Source organism: Paenibacillus nasutitermitis (assembly GCF_014641075.1).
GTDB lineage: Bacteria > Bacillota > Bacilli > Paenibacillales > Paenibacillaceae > Paenibacillus_Z > Paenibacillus_Z nasutitermitis.
Genome location: NZ_BMHP01000001.1, coordinates 2,302,998 through 2,322,054, shown reverse-complemented (window position 1 = coordinate 2,322,054; position 19,057 = coordinate 2,302,998). Strand labels below are relative to the sequence as shown.

Annotated in this window: 12 protein-coding genes; 2 read left to right on the top strand and 10 right to left on the bottom strand. The window is 50.3% G+C overall.

Going from position 1 to position 19,057, the window contains the following annotated elements:
• Positions 1 to 36 precede the first annotated feature (36 nt).
• The 3 genes from IEY46_RS09900 to IEY46_RS09890 form a co-directional block, all read right to left on the bottom strand.
• Positions 37 to 858, bottom strand: a complete 822-nt coding sequence (locus tag IEY46_RS09900; protein WP_188991453.1) for a carbohydrate ABC transporter permease — start codon at positions 856 to 858, stop codon at positions 37 to 39.
• On the bottom strand, positions 855 to 1,724 hold the full coding sequence (locus IEY46_RS09895; RefSeq protein ID WP_188991451.1) for a carbohydrate ABC transporter permease: 870 nt from the start codon (positions 1,722 to 1,724) through the stop codon (positions 855 to 857). Before IEY46_RS09895 ends, IEY46_RS09900 begins: the two co-directional genes overlap by 4 nt.
• A 102-nt stretch (positions 1,725 to 1,826) precedes the next feature.
• Positions 1,827 to 3,185 carry an ABC transporter substrate-binding protein gene (locus IEY46_RS09890; RefSeq protein WP_188991449.1) on the bottom strand — a complete coding sequence of 453 codons (1,359 nt, stop codon included), beginning with the start codon at positions 3,183 to 3,185 and terminating at the stop codon, positions 1,827 to 1,829.
• Between the two features lie 167 nt (positions 3,186 to 3,352).
• Here IEY46_RS09890 and IEY46_RS09885 point away from each other — a divergent pair, with 167 nt between their 5' ends.
• A complete protein-coding gene (locus tag IEY46_RS09885; RefSeq protein ID WP_229750179.1) occupies positions 3,353 to 5,152 on the top strand; it encodes a sensor histidine kinase in 1,800 nt (599 codons plus the stop codon).
• An 8-nt stretch (positions 5,153 to 5,160) separates the two neighbouring features.
• Positions 5,161 to 6,678, top strand: a complete 1,518-nt coding sequence (locus IEY46_RS09880) for a response regulator transcription factor (protein WP_188991445.1) — start codon at positions 5,161 to 5,163, stop codon at positions 6,676 to 6,678.
• Positions 6,679 to 6,762: 84 nt separating this feature from the next.
• Here the strand turns inward: IEY46_RS09880 and IEY46_RS09875 are convergent, their stop codons facing one another.
• The 7 genes from IEY46_RS09875 to IEY46_RS09845 form a co-directional block, all read right to left on the bottom strand.
• Complete coding sequence (locus IEY46_RS09875; protein ID WP_188991443.1) at positions 6,763 to 6,990, bottom strand: FAD-dependent oxidoreductase; 228 nt, start codon at positions 6,988 to 6,990, stop codon at positions 6,763 to 6,765.
• A gap of 61 nt (positions 6,991 to 7,051) precedes the next feature.
• Positions 7,052 to 12,127, bottom strand: a complete 5,076-nt coding sequence (locus IEY46_RS09870) for a discoidin domain-containing protein (protein WP_188991441.1) — start codon at positions 12,125 to 12,127, stop codon at positions 7,052 to 7,054.
• Between the two features lie 124 nt (positions 12,128 to 12,251).
• The gene (locus IEY46_RS09865; RefSeq protein WP_188991439.1) at positions 12,252 to 14,567 is read right to left on the bottom strand and encodes an alpha-galactosidase; all 2,316 of its coding nucleotides are present in this window, start codon (positions 14,565 to 14,567) and stop codon (positions 12,252 to 12,254) included.
• Positions 14,564 to 15,862 carry an FAD-dependent oxidoreductase gene (locus IEY46_RS09860; protein WP_188991437.1) on the bottom strand — a complete coding sequence of 433 codons (1,299 nt, stop codon included), beginning with the start codon at positions 15,860 to 15,862 and terminating at the stop codon, positions 14,564 to 14,566. Before IEY46_RS09860 ends, IEY46_RS09865 begins: the two co-directional genes overlap by 4 nt.
• A gap of 28 nt (positions 15,863 to 15,890) precedes the next feature.
• Entirely contained in the window at positions 15,891 to 16,700 is an 810-nt protein-coding gene (locus IEY46_RS09855) for a carbohydrate ABC transporter permease (protein ID WP_188991435.1), read from the bottom strand.
• Positions 16,701 to 17,588 carry a carbohydrate ABC transporter permease gene (locus tag IEY46_RS09850; RefSeq protein WP_229750178.1) on the bottom strand — a complete coding sequence of 296 codons (888 nt, stop codon included), beginning with the start codon at positions 17,586 to 17,588 and terminating at the stop codon, positions 16,701 to 16,703.
• Between the two features lie 65 nt (positions 17,589 to 17,653).
• Positions 17,654 to 19,018, bottom strand: coding sequence for an ABC transporter substrate-binding protein (locus IEY46_RS09845; RefSeq protein WP_188991431.1), 1,365 nt, complete (start codon positions 19,016 to 19,018; stop codon positions 17,654 to 17,656).
• Between the last annotated feature and the right edge of the window lie 39 nt (positions 19,019 to 19,057).

The window sequence follows — 19,057 nt, the reverse complement described above, 5'->3', positions numbered from 1 at the left end:
AGACCATTCTATTCTGGTCTTAAATATCGTATCCCTTTACCCTTTGATTGCTCCCGCCGTCATCTCTTCGATAATGAACTTCTGGGCAACCGAATAGACGAGCAGAACAGGCAGCATCGCAATAATCAGATCGGCGAAGACATAGTTCCAATCGGTGCCGAATTTCGACTTAAACATATAGACGGACATCGGAATCGTCCATTTCTCCGAATTGCCGAGCAAATAAAGCGGCCATTGGAAATCGTTCCAGACACCCAGGAACACGAACACGGTCGCCGTCGTAATCGACGGCAGGAGCAAGGGGAAGATGATTCGGATGAATAAGCCCAGTCCTCTGGAGCCGTCCACGAAGGCGGATTCGTCGATCTCCTTCGGTATCGACTTGACGAAGCCCGTCATCATCAGAATAATGAACGGCGAATGCAGAGCGGCGTACAGGAGGATGACCCCGACGAATTGATTGTTCAAATGAATCATCTGCAGAAATTTAATCGTCGGAATAATCGATGGAGGCGCAATGAGCCCGGCAACGAACAAGAGATATACGAAGATCATGAATTTACCCGAGCGCCGCGCGAGGATGAACGCTGCAAGCACTCCGATCGCGATCGTCAGGAGCACGGAACCTCCCGTTACGATGGCGCTGTTCGTCAGTCCGCGAAGCATTTTCCCTTGCTCGAATACGACTGTGAAGTTGCTCCATTTCCATTCGCTCGGAAGCGCTAACGTCATAAGTGCCGCCTCTTGCGCCGTTTTCACTGAGCTTAGCAAGATGAAGAGAAGCGGGATAATGATCAGCAAGCTCAGCAAACCCATGATCACGAACTTAAGATACGGAAATATGGTTCGGGTTGTCATAGTTGCACCTCCCGCTTGCGCAATACGGACAAGGCCGCGAACGAGATAACGGCTATAACGATAAACAAGCAAACATTCGCCGCGGTTCCGTAGGCATACATGCCGTCCGAGAACTGATCGAATATATACGTATTAACGACTTCCGTCGCATCTCCCGGACCGCCGCTGGTTAAAGCGAATACAGTGTCGAACACTTTGAGCGAGCCGATCAAGCTTAAGATCACATTAATCGTAAAGGAGGGGGCCAGCAATGGGAAAATCACGTGCCTGACTCGTTTGAAATAGCTGCTGCCGTCGATGATTGACGCTTCGGTCAATTCTTTGGGAATCATGAGAATTCCGGCAATATAAATAGCCATCGTAAATCCGGAATATTGCCAGATGTTGGCCGCAGAGATGGAGTATAACGCAACGTCCGCGTTGCCGAGCCAATCCGTCGTCATGAAGTCCAAGCCTAGAAACCTGAGAAACTCGTTAAGGATGCCCTCCGGCTGATAGATCGCAGAGAAGACGTACCCGATGATCAATGTGCTCAGGACACAAGGCAAGAAGAAAATCGTCCGAAACCAGTTCCGTCCGGCGATTCGGCTTGTCAGAACGAGGGCTAGGCCGAGGCCCAGCCCGTTCTGCATGATCGTAACGATAACCGCGTATATAACGGTGTGTTTCATGGCATTCATCAAATCCCCGGCTGCAAAGAGATCCTTGTACTGCTGAATACCTACGAACTGGATACTTTCCTTGTAAATGTTCCAATCCGTCACGGAATAATAAAACCCGGAAAGCGTCGGAAAGATGTACAGCGATCCATAAATCAATAACACTGGCAGCAGAAGCCATAGAGGATACATCTTCCTGATGTGCATGATTTACTCTTACCTCCTGCCCGTAAAATACTTTCTCTACATGAGGCTGTTACTATTGCCTATTGCAACCTCGCAAGCGCCTATTAAACGTCCGAATTCCGTTTACCAACCCGACAGACCCGCGGCCTTGGCAGCCGTATCCAAATTCTTCTGCAACGCCTTCGCGACTTCGACAGGTGTCTTGTCACCGCCATACAAGGACTGCAATTCTTTGGCAAAGTCACCGATCGGCACCGTCGTTAAGCCATTGAAGAATGGCGCGGCTTTCCCCGCGTCCACGATCGGCTTCAGATCCGCCGTACCTTCGTTTAACTCCGCATCAACTTCCAGCCAGCTCGGCATTGTTTTGGCTGCATCGTAGTACTTCTTCAACGTTTCCGGTTCCGCTAAATACGTCAGCAATTGCTTGGCTTGCTCCACTTTCTTCGAAGCTTTGAACGTATATGCGGCTTGTGGATCGGAAATTCCGACGAAGCTCCCCGCTTCGAATGGCTGCGGAAACATTCCGACTTGTGCATCTGGGTACTTGGCCAACAGCGTCGGCAATGCCCAGTCCGCATTCACAACCATGGCCGATTTACCCGTCGCGAGCTCGTCAAGGGAAAGATCATAAGTGCCCGAGAATATATTCTTGTTCACGTAGCCTTTGTTCACGATATCCACTTGCTTCTGCAGCATATCGATGAATTCCGGGATTTGGTCCAGCGTGATCTGATGGGAATTCAGCTTTTCCATCAGGTCCGGCTGTTTATCCAATACGTTGGCGAATCCGCTGAAGGAGAACACCTGCAACGGCCAACCGTCTTTGCCCGCTTCATAGAACGGCGTAATGCCGGCCGCCTTGATTTGCTCGCTGATCGCCAGCAGCTCGTCGTAGGTTTGCGGAACCGCCAGCCCCAGATCGGCAAATACTTTCTTATTGTAGAGAACGCCGGATACGTTCATTCCGCTTGTCGGAATTCCGTAAATTTTGCCGCCATCGTTCAAGTAATACTTCGTAATCGTCGGATTCACCCGCGACATGTACGGTTCATTAGTCAGATCGACCAGGTTTTTCTCCGGATTCAGCTTCTTGATCATGCTGCTCTGGCTGAAGAAGAACAATACGTCCGGAACATCCTCCGTCGCGATCTTCGTCAATACCAATTGCTCGAAGTTGTCCGAGACGATCTGAAGATCCACTTTATTGCCGCTTTTCTCTTCGTAGCCCTTTATGATTTCTTCCCAGGGTCCGCCTTTGGCCCAATCGGCGTGCATCATGACCGTTAGCGTAACCGGATCGTTCTTAGGCGTCTCCGAAGCTTGCTCCGTTTCCGGTGCCGGCTCGGAAGTGGATTCTGACGTGGCTTGCGAATCGCTCGATTCCGCCGGTGGCTCGTTGTTGTTCCCGCCGCATGCCGATATGACAACCATCAGTAGTAATGCCAGCAGAACCACCCAAATCCGCTTTGCTTTTCTCATTCCATTACCCTCCATTGTATGTTGAATGATTGCGATTACACGAATAACAATACGTCCCTTTCACCCGAATGCAAATGGAAAATTACCAGATGTCTTTTGTAAAATCCATAGATTGCATCCGCCTCAATTCAACCGTGCTATAATAGACTTCGAGGGGTGATTGGTGCTTGCGGAGACTTAGTATCCGGACTAAACTTTTTCTTGCTTTCACGTTGTGCATGAATCTTATTATCGGACTCTTAAGCTATCTCTACTTGCAGCAAACCTCGAATGTTATCTGGGAGCGCAACAGGGAAGCCTCCCAGCAAATGCTCTTCCGATTCAGCTCATCCGTCGACCGGATCTACAAGGATATCGACCGGATCTCGGCGCAAATCATGTACGACATGGACATCAACAACCATTTCGATTCGCCGAAACCGAACTTCGACGATTCCTATCCCACCTTCGTCAAGCTGCTGAAATTAACGACATTGCTACAGAACTTGAATGGTCCGGCCTTAACGGCCAAACGGATTATCATCTTCAATCTAAACGGCGATTATATTGATTACGGCTTGAATTGGGATACATATCCCCGTCTTAGCGACCGTTTCTCCTATGCTGATTGGATCCAACCGGTATTGTCGAAGAACGGGGATAAACAATTGATTCCGCCTCGTCCAACGGAATGGCAATCGACGGGAGAGGTTGTCTTCTCGATTGCCAGGTCCATGAACAGCAGAACCATAATTGAAATCCAACAGCCGTATACCTTGCTGGAACAGACGATTACGGCCGGCATTACGCCGGAATCCGCCGCCCGTATTTACATCTACGATGATGCGGGGAGGATCTTCTACCCTTATAAACTCCCCCGTACTCCGTTTAATGCGGATCGATCGAACGGGGATCCTAACGGCACGGAGATCGTGCATTCGGAAACGGGGGAAACCAACATTATCAATCTCACTCATTCCTCGTATACCGGATTAAATATCGCGCTGCTTCAACCGAAAGCCGTCCTGCTCAAGCCGATCCGCCAACTGCACATGCTTAGTTATATTATTATCGGCGCGGCAGAGCTGCTGGCATTGCTGTTCTCCTACTGGATCGCAAGAACGATTACTTCCCCCATTCTCAAGCTGCAACGGTTCGTCCGCAAGGTCGAGTTGGACAATGTTCCGACAGCATTGTCACCCGTTGATTTCAAATATTCGTATGAGGTGAACGAACTGTATGAAACCTTCGTCAAGATGACTCTAGGCCTTCATAGCTCTATGAATCAAGTCATCGACTTGCAGCAGCGGCAAAATATCGCCCAGATGCAAGCGTTGTACGCGCAGATGAATCCTCATTTTCTCTATAATACATTATCATCAATCGGCAGAAGGGCGGAAGAATCGGCTGATCCGCAAGTCGCCCAGATGTGCTACAAGCTTACTAAAATGATGAGATACAGCACCATTTCCTTAGCAGAACCAGTTGAAATGCAAGAGGAGTTGACGCATGCGGTCTCCTATCTTGAGCTCATGAAATTGCGGTACGAGCATCAATTCCATTACGAGGCGAAATGCGATTCGACACTGGAAATCGAATCCGTGCCGAAGCTGATCTTGCAGCCTCTGCTCGAAAACAGCTTCTCGCACGGCTTTCTGAAGGTCGAGCCGCCTTGGACGCTTCGGATCGTTATTCAACATGAACCCGCGGATGTCCACCAATCGAACCAATGGAGTATAGCCATTATTGATAACGGAATCGGTTTTGAACCAGCGGCGCTCGCCCGCATTCAAGGTGTTATCGATCTGCTTCATTCCGGACAGGCGCTCGAGCTTCAGAGCATTACGTCGCGGGGGCTGGGTAACGTTGGGATGGAGAATACACTGACGAGATGCCGGATGTACTGGGGCGATCGGGTCCGGTTCACCTTGCGCAATCTGATTGAAGGTTCCGAAGTCAAGCTTCTTATACAACGAATCGAGGAGTGACGATACCCATGTTCCGAATCATCATCGTAGAAGACGAACCCCCGATCATCCGCAGCATAAAAGAAAAGATAGCCCGGACGGACCCGGACTTCAAGGTTGTTGGAGAGTACCATAACGGGGAAGCGGCTCTTCTTGAATTGGACATCATTAAGCCGCACGTACTGATCACGGATCTGCGTATGCCCATCATGGACGGACCCGCATTGCTTGAGAAGGTTCGGGAGAAGTATCCCGATATGGTCTGCATCATTCTAAGTGGTTATCAGAACTTCGAGTATGCCAGAATGGCGATCCGCAAAGGCATCACCGATTATTTACTGAAGCCTCCGACGGAACAATCCATCGCGGAATTGCTTACCTCCGTCAAAATAAAGCTGATGCAGAATCAATCCCTGATCGAATCGGAAATTATTCAGCAATTGATTTTCCCGAAACAGCAAGGTTATGAGAACGAAGCGAAGACGGAGATTCTAGCCCGTGAATACTTCTATCATTCGGGCTATGTCTTGCTGTATGCGTGGATACCGCCCGAACTGCAGCGCGACCTCTCCGGACAACCGCTGCTGTCTGCTTCTTCGGTATGGCTCAAGGAAGGGGAGCGGCAATATCCTATTTCGTCTTTAGCCAATGAATGCATCGTCCTTCTCGGCTTGCACGAGCTTCTTGATATGAGATATCGGGAGCTCGAGAACATATGGATGCGCTTATCCGGTATCGATTCCGTAACTTTCGTGCTCGCGCCAATAGATGGCTGGATCACAAAGGTTCCGGGATTACTCTTGAAAGCGCGCAAGGCCGCCAGTTTCAACAATTACGCTCATCAACCTTCCTTCGTGCTCCTCAATCCGAACGACACCGTTCATGAACCAAGGAAAATTGAATTGCCTGCGAATTCGTTGAACCACTTGCTTTCTTTTCTGCGCAAGCAGAAGAAGACGGAATTCATGAAGCAGCTCGAATCGTTCCTAGCGGCCTCCGGTGTGGAAGCTTTGCCAAGAATAACGGGAATTCGCACGTTGCAGCATATCCTTCAGACGCTCGAAGCGAGTCTTGTACCCCCCATCCGTTCGACAACTGCCAGAAGCATGGAAGAAGAGATCGAGCAGGCCGTGTGGGGTGCCGCGAATGCGGATGAATTGCCGGAGCATGCGAAGCGTATATTCGGATACCTGTTCCATGAGAACGAACAATCGGAAGAAACAGACTGGCTCACCGACTTGGAGGCGTACTTGAAGAAAAACTTCGTTTCTCCTCTCTCCCTAACCGATCTCTCCGAGAAATTCAAGCTGAACCCTTCTTATCTGAGCTACGTGTTCAAGAGCAAGAAGAACAAGTCTCCGTCCGATTACCTGATCGAGCTGCGCGTAGAAGAGGCCAAGCGACTGATCCGTGAGCATCCCCGGCTGCTATTCAAGGATATCGCTGAGCAGGTGGGATATCCGGACCCTTATTATTTCAGCAAGTTATTCAAGCAGTGGACCGGATCGACCCCGACAGAATACAAACGAAGCCAGATGGCACCTTAGGGGCTCTCGTCTTTCTAGTTACTAAATAGGCGCCATCTATCATCAAAGGAATCGAAAAATCGGGAAGCTTCGCCCCGCCTCGCGCTACCGTTTTTTCGATGATTTCCCACCCGATGTATGAAAAAGTCCTGGAAAATCGACGGAAGCGACAACCGCAGTGCCCCCCAGAATGCCGTTTTTCTCGATCAGGGCTGTTCGAGCGCTTTCCCGCACCACTTGAATCGCCGCCGTGCATCCCGCTGCTCCGCCGCCCAGAACAACGACATCATATTCGTCGGCAATCGGAAAGCCCACTTGAAACTGGTACACCATGCAATGCCCCTTCAAGGAAAAGGAGCATAAATATTGCATTTATGCCCCCGATCCCATTTTATTACCTGCCGGAAACGACAAACTCGTTGCTTGTAACCCAATCCCCCGATGAGCTTTGAGTTACGGTTAATTTTACGTACCTTGCCTTGACTTCGAAATTGTAATTGAAATTCGTCCCAGCATCCCCAGTTGAAGTGTTGTCTACCCATGTCGCATAATTCAAGTCGTCATCGGACACCTCAATATTAAATTTCCAGGTCGTGTTGTTATTAAATGTTTGTTTCATGCTTGTAATATAACGGGATTGTCCGAGATCCAGCTTTAACCACTGCGGGAATGTGCCGGACGAAGCAGACCAATACGTTCCCGTATTTCGGTCAACCGCTTTTGCGGCCGTGTGATTAACGTTGCTAAAGGAGGATGCCGACGCGGTGATGTTCAGCGAGAGATCCCTGCTTTCAGCGAGCACTTTAAACTCATAGATGCTAGGTTGCTGGCTGCCCGATGTAAAATAGATTCTGGCTTTACTGCCGACAACGGAAGCGAACTCCACCGTGCTGCCGCTGCCAATGGTTGTTCCGGTATATGCCGTCTGCCAGCCAGCCCCATCCCAATATTCGATGCGATAGCCGGTTGTGCGGTTGCCCCACTCCGAAATCTGGACCTGGCTGAAGATCGTATCCCGGCCCATATCTACTTCCAACCATTGATTGGCGAATTGTCCGCTTGCCGCCTGCCAGGCCGAACCCGCATTGTCGTCAAATGCTTTGCTGGCAGCGTAGGTGTTATCGCCATTATAAATGGACGATGCCGTATAGGTTCTGTTGTACACTTCGAATTCGTAGATCGCCGGTTGTTGGCTGCCGCCCGTGAAATACAGCCTTGCTTTACTGCCCGTCACTGAGGGGAAGCTTACCGTACTGATGTCCCCGATCGTCGTGCCCGTGTATGCCGTCAACCACGACGACCCATTCCAGTATTCAATTCGATAGCCGCTTGTGCGATTGGCGTATTCCGATAATTGCGCGGTATTAAATGTTATATTCACACCGAGATCCCGCTCAATCCATTCACCGGCATAGCTTCCGACCGCTGCCTGCCAAGCCGAGCTGCGATTGCCATCGAAAGCGTTCGAGGAAATGTGGCTCTCGCTAAACTGGGAGGAAGCGGAAGTTTGATCGGTCTTGCTGAATAGCTGGAACTCGTAAATGATCGGCTGCGACGTACCCGAGGTGAAATATAGCCGCGCCTTGCTGCCGGTTACCGCCGGAAACCTTACCGTCTTAAACTGGTTCGCAGTGCCGATCGTCGTGCCCGTATAGGCTGTCTGCCAAGCGGAGCCGTTCCAATATTCGATTCTGTAGCCGCTCGTTCGGTTGCCGTACTCCATAAGCTTCGCGACGTTAAAAGTTTTATTTTCCTCGAAATTCACTTCGATCCATTCACCAGCAAACTGGCCGGTTGCCGCCTGCCAGGACGTAACCGTATTATTGTCACCTGCATTCCTCCCGCCGTAGCTATTATTTAAATAAGAGGATGCTTTAATTGGCTTGCCATATACCAAATTCGTTTCGCTGCCAAAAGCCAATTCCTGCAATAGATTAACGTTATTGCCGTAAACGCTAATCTCGGGAAATGCAAACTTCCCATCCGACTTGGCCTCGTAAATGTCGATTATGGTGAGCTTGACATATCTTACCTTGGTTGCCGCTATAGGATAATCATGCGCCGTTCCATTGCTGAGCGTGTTTGTCGCGGATTTGTCGACAACCGTCGTATAGGTCGAACGGTCGCCGCTGACATCGATCCGATAGAAATAGGGTGCTGCGGATTTGAACCTCAAGTTGATCAAGCTGATATCGTAATGCCTGCCAAGATCGACCTCGATCCACTCGTTCTGCGAGCTGTTTGGACTCCACCAGGTTTGGAGATCGCCATCAACCGCATAATCCTCCTCATTCCCGCTTAACCTGGACGATGCTTTGACATCCTTCCATTTGGAAATAAGATCTTTCGAACGAATGCGATATTGCTTCTCCATGGCTTCGCTGTTCGTATACCCGCTCTTGACCGCAATCGCCCGCAGCATACTTGTCTTATCAATTGTAATTGTGCCGATATACAACGTGCTTGCCGTCGACGGCGGCGTTCCGTTCGTCGTATAGTAGATGCTTGCGCCGGATGTAGCCGATGTCAGCGTAACGGCCTGCGAGCCGCCATAGGAACCGCTTACCACATCAGCCGAAGGCATGGCTACCGTTCCGCTGCTGAAATTGTAATACTCCGTCGTTACGATACTTTGCGTCATGCCGCTCTTCACGGCAATAGCTTTCAGCGTACGCTTCGCGCTGATGGTAAACGCTCCGGTATACGGCGTACTGTTAACCGTTGGTGCAGTGCCGTCCGTCGTATAATAGACCGTTGAGCCCGACGTCGATGAGGACAGCGTTATGCTTTGGGCGCTAGCGAATGTGCCTCCCGCAACGGACGCCACCGGTTGATTGACCCGATTCGTCGTGGCATACAGTAATAACGCCCAATCATAGGAGCCGTCGGGTTGAGCCGGGATGCTCCAAGTGCCGTTCCCGCTGGGACTGAAATTGCTGCTAATCGTCGTGTATTTGCCGTTTTGCGTATTGAACCATTTGGCTGTATAGGTATTCCCGGTTGGCAGGCTATTGACCGTCCCCGTATACTGTCCGCCCCAGCTTGGCAAATACGCCACGACCAAAGTGCGTGCGGCATTCGACTTCTGGTACGGCTGTCGTATGCCTGACGCAGGCGCTCCGCTCCCCCAGGTGATCGCTGTCGTGCTTGGCGCTAAAGACGGCCAATCGATCCCCAATAGAAAATCTTTGTAGTACTTCAGCTGACTTCCAGAAGGCAAGTCTATACCGCTGTACCAGGGCCGCGGAGATTTCCCCCATGTCTGGAACGAATCGTTCCAATTCTTCACGTCATTCCAGATGCCTTCCGCCCCGTAGGTAAAGCCGAAGCTACCCGCCATAAAGCTTCTGTACGCATCTTCCCTCGTGTAGTATTCGGGTATGCCTAGTATCGATTCATAATCAATCTCCGACTCCAGCACAGGCACGGTCGGTGTCAGGTCGTAACGCTCCTTCCAGAAGGAGATTTCCCTTCTCGCATCGTGCGCGCCTTGTAGGAAGTCGATGTCGTACCATGTCTCGTTCCTGAACAGATTCGGATTGTCGGCCGTGTTGTGGAGCGTCGCTATTTGCCGGTACGGATCGATCGACCGTGTGTATGCGGCTATATCCCCCCATGTCTGATCGTCGCCATAGGCATATTCCCCGGCGTGGATCCATGTCATGGCATAAGCGCCGTATCTGGCAACCACATACCTTGACATTCGCTTGAAATCGTTCTCCAGAACAGGCTCCAGCTCCCTGCCCCAATCCAGGCCAAGTGCCGTTACCATGCCCTTATCCGCAATATATTTCAGCCTGCGGTCTACATCCTGCCAGAACGCGACATTGGGCAAGTCCCATTTGTGATCGTTGTTCATAAGATTGTTGCTCGAATCGTATACCTTAAATTCTTTGATCGCCGCCGCAGAGTTCAAGCTATTGCCAGTGATCGTAATTCTGACATAGCGCGCCGTCGCATTCGTCGTGTCCGTCACCTGCTGGCCAGATTTTCCCGACACATTGTTTGCCAACACCGTATAATTCACGCCATCCGTCGAACCCTCAATCTTGTAATTCCAGATATCCGAATAATCGAAATAAGTGTCCACTTTGCTTAGTGTCGTGTTTTGCTTCAGGTCGATATACAGCTTCTGCGGGAAGGTATTATCCTTGGCGGCCCACTTCGTATTCACGTTGCTGTCGAAAGCCTTGTTCGCCGTTTTATAATAGCCTGTCGTATCCACGGTAGATGCGCCGATCGGATACCCCTCGAATCCCCATACATATCCGCCCTCGTTGCTTGTTCCGTATCCTCCCGCATCGCCCAATTCACCGACGAATAGACTCGTCTGGTACACGGTAAAGCCGTCTTCGGACCGCTTATCTATCATGCCTTTGAATTGCGAGCTCCATCTGGAATCGTTCGAGCTGCTCCAGGATTCCCGGGACAAGCCGAACCAGTGAGTATCGCCTAACCAGAAAAACGGAGAGCCGTCATTATAGGTTAAATATCGGTTGTTGCCGCTCTTTTTCAGAAACCCTTTCTTATATATGTCTAGATTGCCTGTATAAGCGCCGGCCCGAAGTGTGCCCGACTGATTGTGCAAGCCCGTATCGTCGCTATTCGTGCTTGAGGTCGTATATGTCCATGTGCCTGCAGACGTGGGCGAAAATCTGATCTTCCATACGTTTCCCCCATCCCAATAGCCGGGTATCGTCATGCTTTCCAGATTGGGGCCGGTAAAGGTAGCGCTTAAATCCACATCTTTATACGGGTTTGTATAGGAAGCGCTTGCAGCAAAGGTAAGCTCAATGGGCTGCCATACCGTTACATAGGACTGGTATAAAGACCGTACCCCCGCGGCATCCAGTGCGGTGTCATAGATCTGAATCTCATCCACTTTACCTTTCGTATAGTCGATATTCGCACCGCTGCTATAACCGAACTTCAGCGACGCTGCACTATTATGAATGCTGCCTGAAATCGCTTGCGCACCTGTGCCTTGCAGAACGCCGTCAACATAGATTCTGACATAGCTTCCATCGTATGTGCCGACCAGATGATGCCAGGTGCCCGGTGACAAAGCGGTCGAGCTATTGGCTGCAGTGCCTGCAGTATACCAATCGTTATTGGTTGTTTTCACGACAAAAGAACTATTGCCCGTTAAGCTTACGGCCAGACGATAGGAATTTCCATTCGCATTTTTGCCTACTACATCGTAATTGTTCGTCGGCAGCTGATCGAGGTTAATCCACGCCGAGACAGTAAGCGTGCTCATGCCATCTAAGGTGCCGCTGTCGGGAATGCTAACATAATCGTTAACGCCATCTAAGCTGACCGCGCTACCGATCTTTCCGGCTGTCCATCCCGCTCCGTTGTTTAACGTGCCATTATTGTTATTGCCCGATGCACCCGCTGCGGACGTTCCGCTTCCTTCGTCCAAATGCCATTCTCCTTGAATGACGCCCGAAGCGCTAACGAAATTCATGGTATGCCAACTCAATAGCAAACACAAGGCAAAACTGGCACTTATGATGACTAACCACTTTTTTACACTTACTCTCCTGCGCAATATCATGATCATCTCCCCCCATTTTGTGTTCGTTCACGGATCAATGATTGTTCTGATCGAATCTCACCCACAACATCCTGCCGTCGTCCTCTTTCGGATCAATCGTCAGCACATGGCCTGACAGCCTCGTTTCCTTCGCGTTGCTCTCGATCGCATCTTCCATAAACGCAGGGGGAACATAGATCGATATTTTCCCGCGCCGCGTATAATCGGAATGCCATGCCAACATCAAGGTTCGATCCTCCCAGACCACATGACCGAATTCGGCGCATCCTTGCGTAAAATGCATCTCCGTGCCGATAACATGCGGCCGGTCGAGCTTGGTATGCAGAGAGATTAATCGCATCGCGTGCGGCGGAACATCGTGCGCTGTAAACCGATCTCGGCCCGTAACGTAAGCTTGCGACCACAGTTCTATGCCATGTATATCCTCCTCCTCGTGAAAGCCCAATTCTCTTAAATCGACTTCTATATTTTTGGTCGTCTCTCCCCAATTGAACAAGCCCAGAACCGTCCAGCTATCCGCACCTCGTTGCACCGGAAGCTTCCAAATTTCCGGGGCGTCGGTATGGAAAAAGTCGACCGGGACGGCTGCGCCCGGACCGACGGGAAACAGCTGACTAAGCAGCGGCTTGCGCTCCTCTTCCAACGTCGCCAGCTTGTCGTTATAGAACAGCAGGCCCCCGGAAAGCGCGACAACACCTGCCCAGACGCGGGCTTCGTCGAGCGTAGGCATATATTCATCAGTGATCCCTTCCGGTTCGTGCCCCCGGACGACAAGCACATCGGGATCGTTGAAACCCGCCCTGCCATGCAAGAAATATCGGGCCGCCATCGTTCTGGAGCACATCTTCACCAGTTCCCAGCCGGTTGGCCTGATTTGGTCGGGTGTATAGTTCCTTCGCGTAATGTCGGGCGTCATTCTGTTGCCGTCGATCAGATTCCCGATGCTGGCAAAGAGAGGGGCGGCGCAGCCGAGAATGTAACAATCCTCCCCTGCCGCTTCCCGTATGATACGCATTGCGTTGCGATAAGCTTGAGCCGTGGTCGTGCCCGGAAAGAATACTTGATCGCGGGTCAGGCTGGAATGGTTGCCTTGATCCGTAAACAACGAACGGATCAGAAAATCCAGCTTGATATATTTGAAGCCCCATTCGTGAACCGCGCGATGAAACAGGGTATGCAGATAAGCCAGCACTTCGGGATGCGTTAAATCCAGCACGAATTTGATTTTGTTCTTCTCATGCAACTCAAGCACATCGCTTCCCGTCGGATTCATGCCTGCGACCGGGATGCCATTCTTCCTGAGCAGCCAGTCCGGATGCGCCTTCACCATCATCGAGCCCGCGTCCGCCAGAAACGGCGAGAACCACAGCCCCGGCTTGTAGCCCGCCGCCGTAATTTGATCCGCCAGCCCCTTCATCCCGTGCGGGAACTTATCGTTCGCCTCCCAATCTCCGAACCCCGACTCCAGAAACCATCCGGCATCAATGACGATATATTCCGGACGAATGTCGGGATACTCTTGTAAACCGCTCACATTATCCAGGATGTCTTGCTCCATCACGGTCCCGTAATAGTAATACCACGACAGCCACCCTACAGGCGGCTTGCGAAACCGGCTTGATGGTTTCATATCCCGGCACACCCTGTCCATATACAGACTGAACATGCCGTCATGGTCCCGCCCTCCGACCATCAGGATCGCTTTCTCGGTTTCAACCGATTCCCCGGGCAGCAGGAGCGAATGATCCATTACATTGGAAATAATAAAGGAGCATGCATCGTCTTCTCGTGCCTGCACCAGCAGGTGGGGAAAGTAGCGCTTGAATGTGCAGCAGCCAATCAGAATGTTCCTCTGGGTCGTGGTATGGTGAAGCATCGTCACGGAATCGAAATAATGCTGGCGATCGGGCTTCAAGGTTTCGATTCCAACGTGTTCGTCCGTAGATTGCAGGCCAATATTCAGCGCCTTCCATGGCGCGTTCGACGGCTGTTTGCCGAATCGCGTCAGTAGTCCGTCGCCAATGTCCACGCTTTCGATCTCCAACGGATTGTCGCTGCGGTTTAAGATCTGAACCGACCATTCCGCATACTGGCGTGCTTCCGCCAAATCCAGGCGAAGTACAAGCTCCACTTGCGAATGCTCATAATGAACTGCATACGATTGCACTTCGTCGATCTCGCCAAGGCGTTCGTAGCTTCCCCTGGTGAAATCCCGTTCCGTCAGGGCGGTTCCTGTCCCCAGCTTGATGCAGAAGCCGAAATGAAACGCAAAGCTGTCCGCATCAGTTTCATAGCAAATACCGATTTGCCCGCCATCGTTCGATAGATCCATGTAAAGCTTGGGTTTCAATTCGTTTCCTCCAATCGCTGCAGCGCTTTGGTGATATCCGCCCCATTCAAGTGCTGCGGCAATACATTCGTAATCGCGGCGATTGCCGCTGCCGCTCCGGCGGCTTGTCCCATGGCAACCGCGTTGCCCGTAACCCTGTAGCTCGAATGAGCGATAAAATCTCCGCTAATGCAGCGGCCGGCCATAAGTAAGCCGTCCACGTCGGCGGCAATTAACGCGCGGAAGGGGATATCGTAGGGCAAGCTTTTCTTACCATCGTCGCCGAACCCATTGCCCTGCTCCGGATTGGTCGAATGGATGTCGATTCCGTAACGGACGCGGCATATGGCATCTTCATGCGTTGCCCCCGCAAGCAAATCCCTTTCATTCACTGTATAACGTCCATGAATCCGCCTGCCCTCGCGTACCCCGATATGACTGGCCGTGTTGACGATCCGAATATTCGCCCAAGCGTCTCCGAGCGATCTAAGCCCGTCGATAAGGCGATGAAGCTCCTTCCTTGCATGCATCGTAGCCTTGGTGACCTGCGACGCATGAAGCGCGGAAGCCCCATATTCGTGATTGGCCATCAACGCGAACAATTGATCGCGAATATGAAATAACGATGGAGAAGCATAAGATGGCCTATGCCCTGCCTTCTCCATCCGTTCAAGCAGTCTTTCCCTAGGCGACTCGCTCACGCCGTTCATCGTGTATTCAGCCACTTTTTCCGGATCAAGCCCCGCAACCAATGCCATCAGGCTCATCGGCTGGGTTTCCTCCGAGAGCGGCCTGCCCAGATCAAAGCGGCAGCCCGCGCGAGCTGCCAGATCGCCATCGCCGGTAGCATCGATGAAAATGCTCGCGGCCCACGCCTGCCTGCCCGATTTGGATTCGGTAATTGCAAGCGAAAGCCGCCTCGCGCCCTCGACAGCCGCATGAACAACGCGAGTATGCAGCATAACCGTCACGCCGGCTTCAACGCACATTTCCTCCAGCAGCAGCTTCATTTCTTCGGCATCGTAAGTAAAATCCTCCCAAACGCTGGGAATTCTCGCTTTACGGCGATCCAGACGGGACATAATTTCCTGCATGATGCCTTTCTTGTTGCCGGCATCGATAATCCATGAGAGCAATCCGGAAGTCCAAATGCCCCCGAGACAGCCTTGATTTTCCAGCAGAACCGTGCGGGCTCCCCCGCGCGCCGAAGCGATTGCTGCCGCTACCCCCGCGGGGCCGCCTCCACAGACGACGACATCCGCCGTAACCAGAATCGGAATTTCTTTGGACGGTTCATCATAAATGGCTTCGCTCACTGCCTATTCCCCTTCTTTCGCTATAGATTTACATTTTGACCGCGCCGTCCGTCACCCCATGGTAGAAGTGCTTCTGGTTCAGGATGAAGAACAACACCGGTATTATAAAAGCAATGGTCAGCAGCGCGTAGATGGCTCCCCAATCATTGACATATTCGCTCATGAAAGAATATACCGCCAGCGTAATTGTTTTTTTGGATTCGGTGCGTATAAACAACAATGGCATTAAAAAGTCATTCCATATGCCGATGGTTGAAATGACCGCATAAGTAACCGTCACAGGCTTGAGCAAGGGTAATATGATTTTCAGAAAAATGCTTAAATTGCCGTACCCATCTATACTTGCCGACTCCTCCAGGCTTCTGGGAATCCCTTTGATAAAACCCGTGTATAACAAAATCCCCATTGGAATAGCGCCTGCCGTACTGATGAGAACAATGGCCGTCCGCGTATCGACTAGTCCGAGCTTATTAATCAGCACATATAAGGGCACCAGATTGGCAGCGACCGGAATCATAGCCGCACTGATAAAGACCAGATACAGGAATTGAAAAAAAGCTTCAGCCCTTCTGGCCAACGAATAGGAGGCCATCGATGTCAGATAGATCGCAATCAGGATCGCACTGCCGGTTATGGCGAGGGAATTAAGAATATTCATCAACACAGAGGAAGATTCAAATACTCTGATATAGTTGGAAAAATTAAGCGAGGCAGGAAGCGTAAATACGCGGTTTATTTCTTCATTCGTTTTAAAGCTGCTCAATATTATGTTAAGCACCGGAATGGAAATGGCCGCAGTAGCGAAGTAAAGCACCAGATACTGTAATTTTCTCACCATTTAGTACTCTACCTCCATCCTTCTCGTTATTCTCAGTTGTATAAGGGTAAGTGTGGCGATGAAGATGAAGAAAGTCAGACCGATACTGCTTGCATACCCGAACTGGTTGGACAGGAAGGCCGTGTTATAAATTTGCATGGTGACGGTGTTCGTCGAATTCATCGGACCGCCGCCGGTAAGCACGAAAGGAAGCTCGAACACCTTTAAAGCGCCGGTGACTGAAATAAACATATTGACCGTGACTGCGGGCATTATAAGCGGCAGTGTAATCCGCACAAATTTACGCCACCCCGTGGCACCGTCCAGCGAGGCCGCTTCATTGACTTCGGTAGGGATACTTAGCAAGCCTGTAATATAAATGATCATGCCATACCCCGCCCATTGCCAAACATTGATGGCCGCCAACACGTTCATGGAAATATCGACATCCGCCAGCCAATCGCGAATCAGCATTTCAAGGCCGATCGATTCAAGAACCCGATTAATGATACCGTTATATTGAAAGAACGAAATCCACGTTAAACTTATGATCAGGGAGCTGATAACGGAGGGGATATATAATATCGTCCTGAAGAACCGATTGCCCTTCAACTTATTGACTAATATTAAGGCTAGTCCCAACTGGATTACCGTGCCTGCCAATATACTGATAACGGCAAAGTAAATCGTATTCAGAAAAGCGCCATAAATCTTGCTTTCATGAAAGATATTTATGAAATTCTGAAATCCGACATATTGAAAATCTCTGTTGAATCCATTCCAATCGGTGAATGAATAATACAATGTCATCAAGAGCGGATAATACTTAAAGGTTAAAAATACGCATAACGCCGGGACGATAAAAAGACAAGCAGATATAAAATCTCGTCTTTTACGTTTAGTCATCATATCCTTGCCTCATTTCATTTAGTGAGGAGGGCGGATAATTTCTAACCGCCTCCCCAACGTTTTTGTTATTCCGAAATGATCATTTGGCTTTTCGTTTTCTCGAATTCTTCATCCAGCCGCTTTAATTCCGTTTCCACTTTCGAGCCGACCAGAATATTCTGAAGCGCAATATCCACTTCTTTATTAAAGGCTGGCGTTAAAGCAGATTTGCTGCCGATCGTAACCGAGAAGCTGTCAGATGCAATGCTGCTGACATAATCTTGCAATACAGGAACCGTTTTTAAATCCAGCCCTTTTAAGACTGAGAGCAGCGATTGCGACTCCAGATACACTTTCAGGTTTCCGGGTTCAACGAAGAAATTAAACAGCTTCTTGTCAGCTTCCGGATTTTTGGTTTTGGAGGAGATAACCAGAATTCTGTCCCCGTTGCTTACGGCGTATTTAACGCCATTTACTTCCGGAACCGGTGGAACGAAAGCGCCTAATTCAAATTCATCCTTGTTTGCATTGACGATAGGATCCAATGTCGGAACCCAGGTGCCCTGAGGGAGCATAGCCGCTTTCCCGTCGGCAAAATACTGTACGGACTGGTCATAGGTTAACGTGGACGATGCCTTGGAAATATAACCTTTATTCACAAGCTCACCAATGAAGGAAAGCGGATAATCCATAATCTCTGATGGCTTTACGCTGCCTTTGGCCAGAGCATAGTTGAAATCGTTATCGGTTTTGGGCAATGCATAGGATCGGAACATGGCCGTAAAGAGTGTTCCCGATATGGTCCAGGCATCCTTCGCTCCGAATACGAGGGGTTCAACGTTATTCGCTTTGAGAACTTCGCTCACCTTTAGAAATTCCTCGGCATTGGTCGGCGGAACAAGGTTGTACTTTTCAAAAATTTTCTTATTGAAATAAATTGGATTGATTGGCGCGCCTGAACTGCCCATAAATCCATATCTCTTCCCTTCGACTGTAAAGACTTTATCAACCGCGGGAGTATCAATCATTAATTTCATTCCGGGCTCGTTGGTAAGGTCTAGCAAATGTCCTTCTTTGGCATATTGCGTATACTGAGCGAAAGGCAACATGAAGACATCCGGAGCGTCATCCGATAATATTCTTGTCTGAATCAATTGGGCGTACTGCTTGCCGTCGATGACTTCCTCCTCGACCTTAATATGCGGATTCGCCTTCATAAACGCTTCTATCGTAGGCTTGTCCTCACCCTTCGACATCCATGAAGCGTACTTTATCGTAACCTCTTCCTCGGGCTCCTCGCTTGCCGGCTGACTGGCCTCATTGCTCGCTTGTGCCGATTGACTTGCTTCATTGGTCGGCTGTACCGATTCATTGTTCCCATTCGCCCCGCAACCGGAAACTAACAGCGCAATTAAAGTGAAGCTAAGAAACCCCAACCATTTCTTTTTCATGTTCATTCCACCCTTGTCGTTTTAGATGCTTGTCCCTGC

Excerpts from the sequence above, each read along its gene's own strand:
- IEY46_RS09900 (WP_188991453.1), bottom strand. The coding sequence starts at position 858 with ATGACAACCCGAACCATATTTCCGTATCTTAAGTTCGTGATCATGGGT.
- IEY46_RS09895 (WP_188991451.1), bottom strand. The coding sequence starts at position 1,724 with ATGCACATCAGGAAGATGTATCCTCTATGGCTTCTGCTGCCAGTGTTA.
- IEY46_RS09890 (WP_188991449.1), bottom strand. The coding sequence starts at position 3,185 with ATGAGAAAAGCAAAGCGGATTTGGGTGGTTCTGCTGGCATTACTACTG.
- IEY46_RS09880 (WP_188991445.1), top strand. The coding sequence starts at position 5,161 with ATGTTCCGAATCATCATCGTAGAAGACGAACCCCCGATCATCCGCAGC.
- IEY46_RS09875 (WP_188991443.1), bottom strand. The coding sequence starts at position 6,990 with ATGGTGTACCAGTTTCAAGTGGGCTTTCCGATTGCCGACGAATATGAT.
- IEY46_RS09870 (WP_188991441.1), bottom strand. The coding sequence starts at position 12,127 with ATGAATTTCGTTAGCGCTTCGGGCGTCATTCAAGGAGAATGGCATTTG.
- IEY46_RS09855 (WP_188991435.1), bottom strand. The coding sequence starts at position 16,700 with ATGGTGAGAAAATTACAGTATCTGGTGCTTTACTTCGCTACTGCGGCC.
- IEY46_RS09850 (WP_229750178.1), bottom strand. The coding sequence starts at position 17,588 with ATGATGACTAAACGTAAAAGACGAGATTTTATATCTGCTTGTCTTTTT.
- IEY46_RS09845 (WP_188991431.1), bottom strand. The coding sequence starts at position 19,018 with ATGAAAAAGAAATGGTTGGGGTTTCTTAGCTTCACTTTAATTGCGCTG.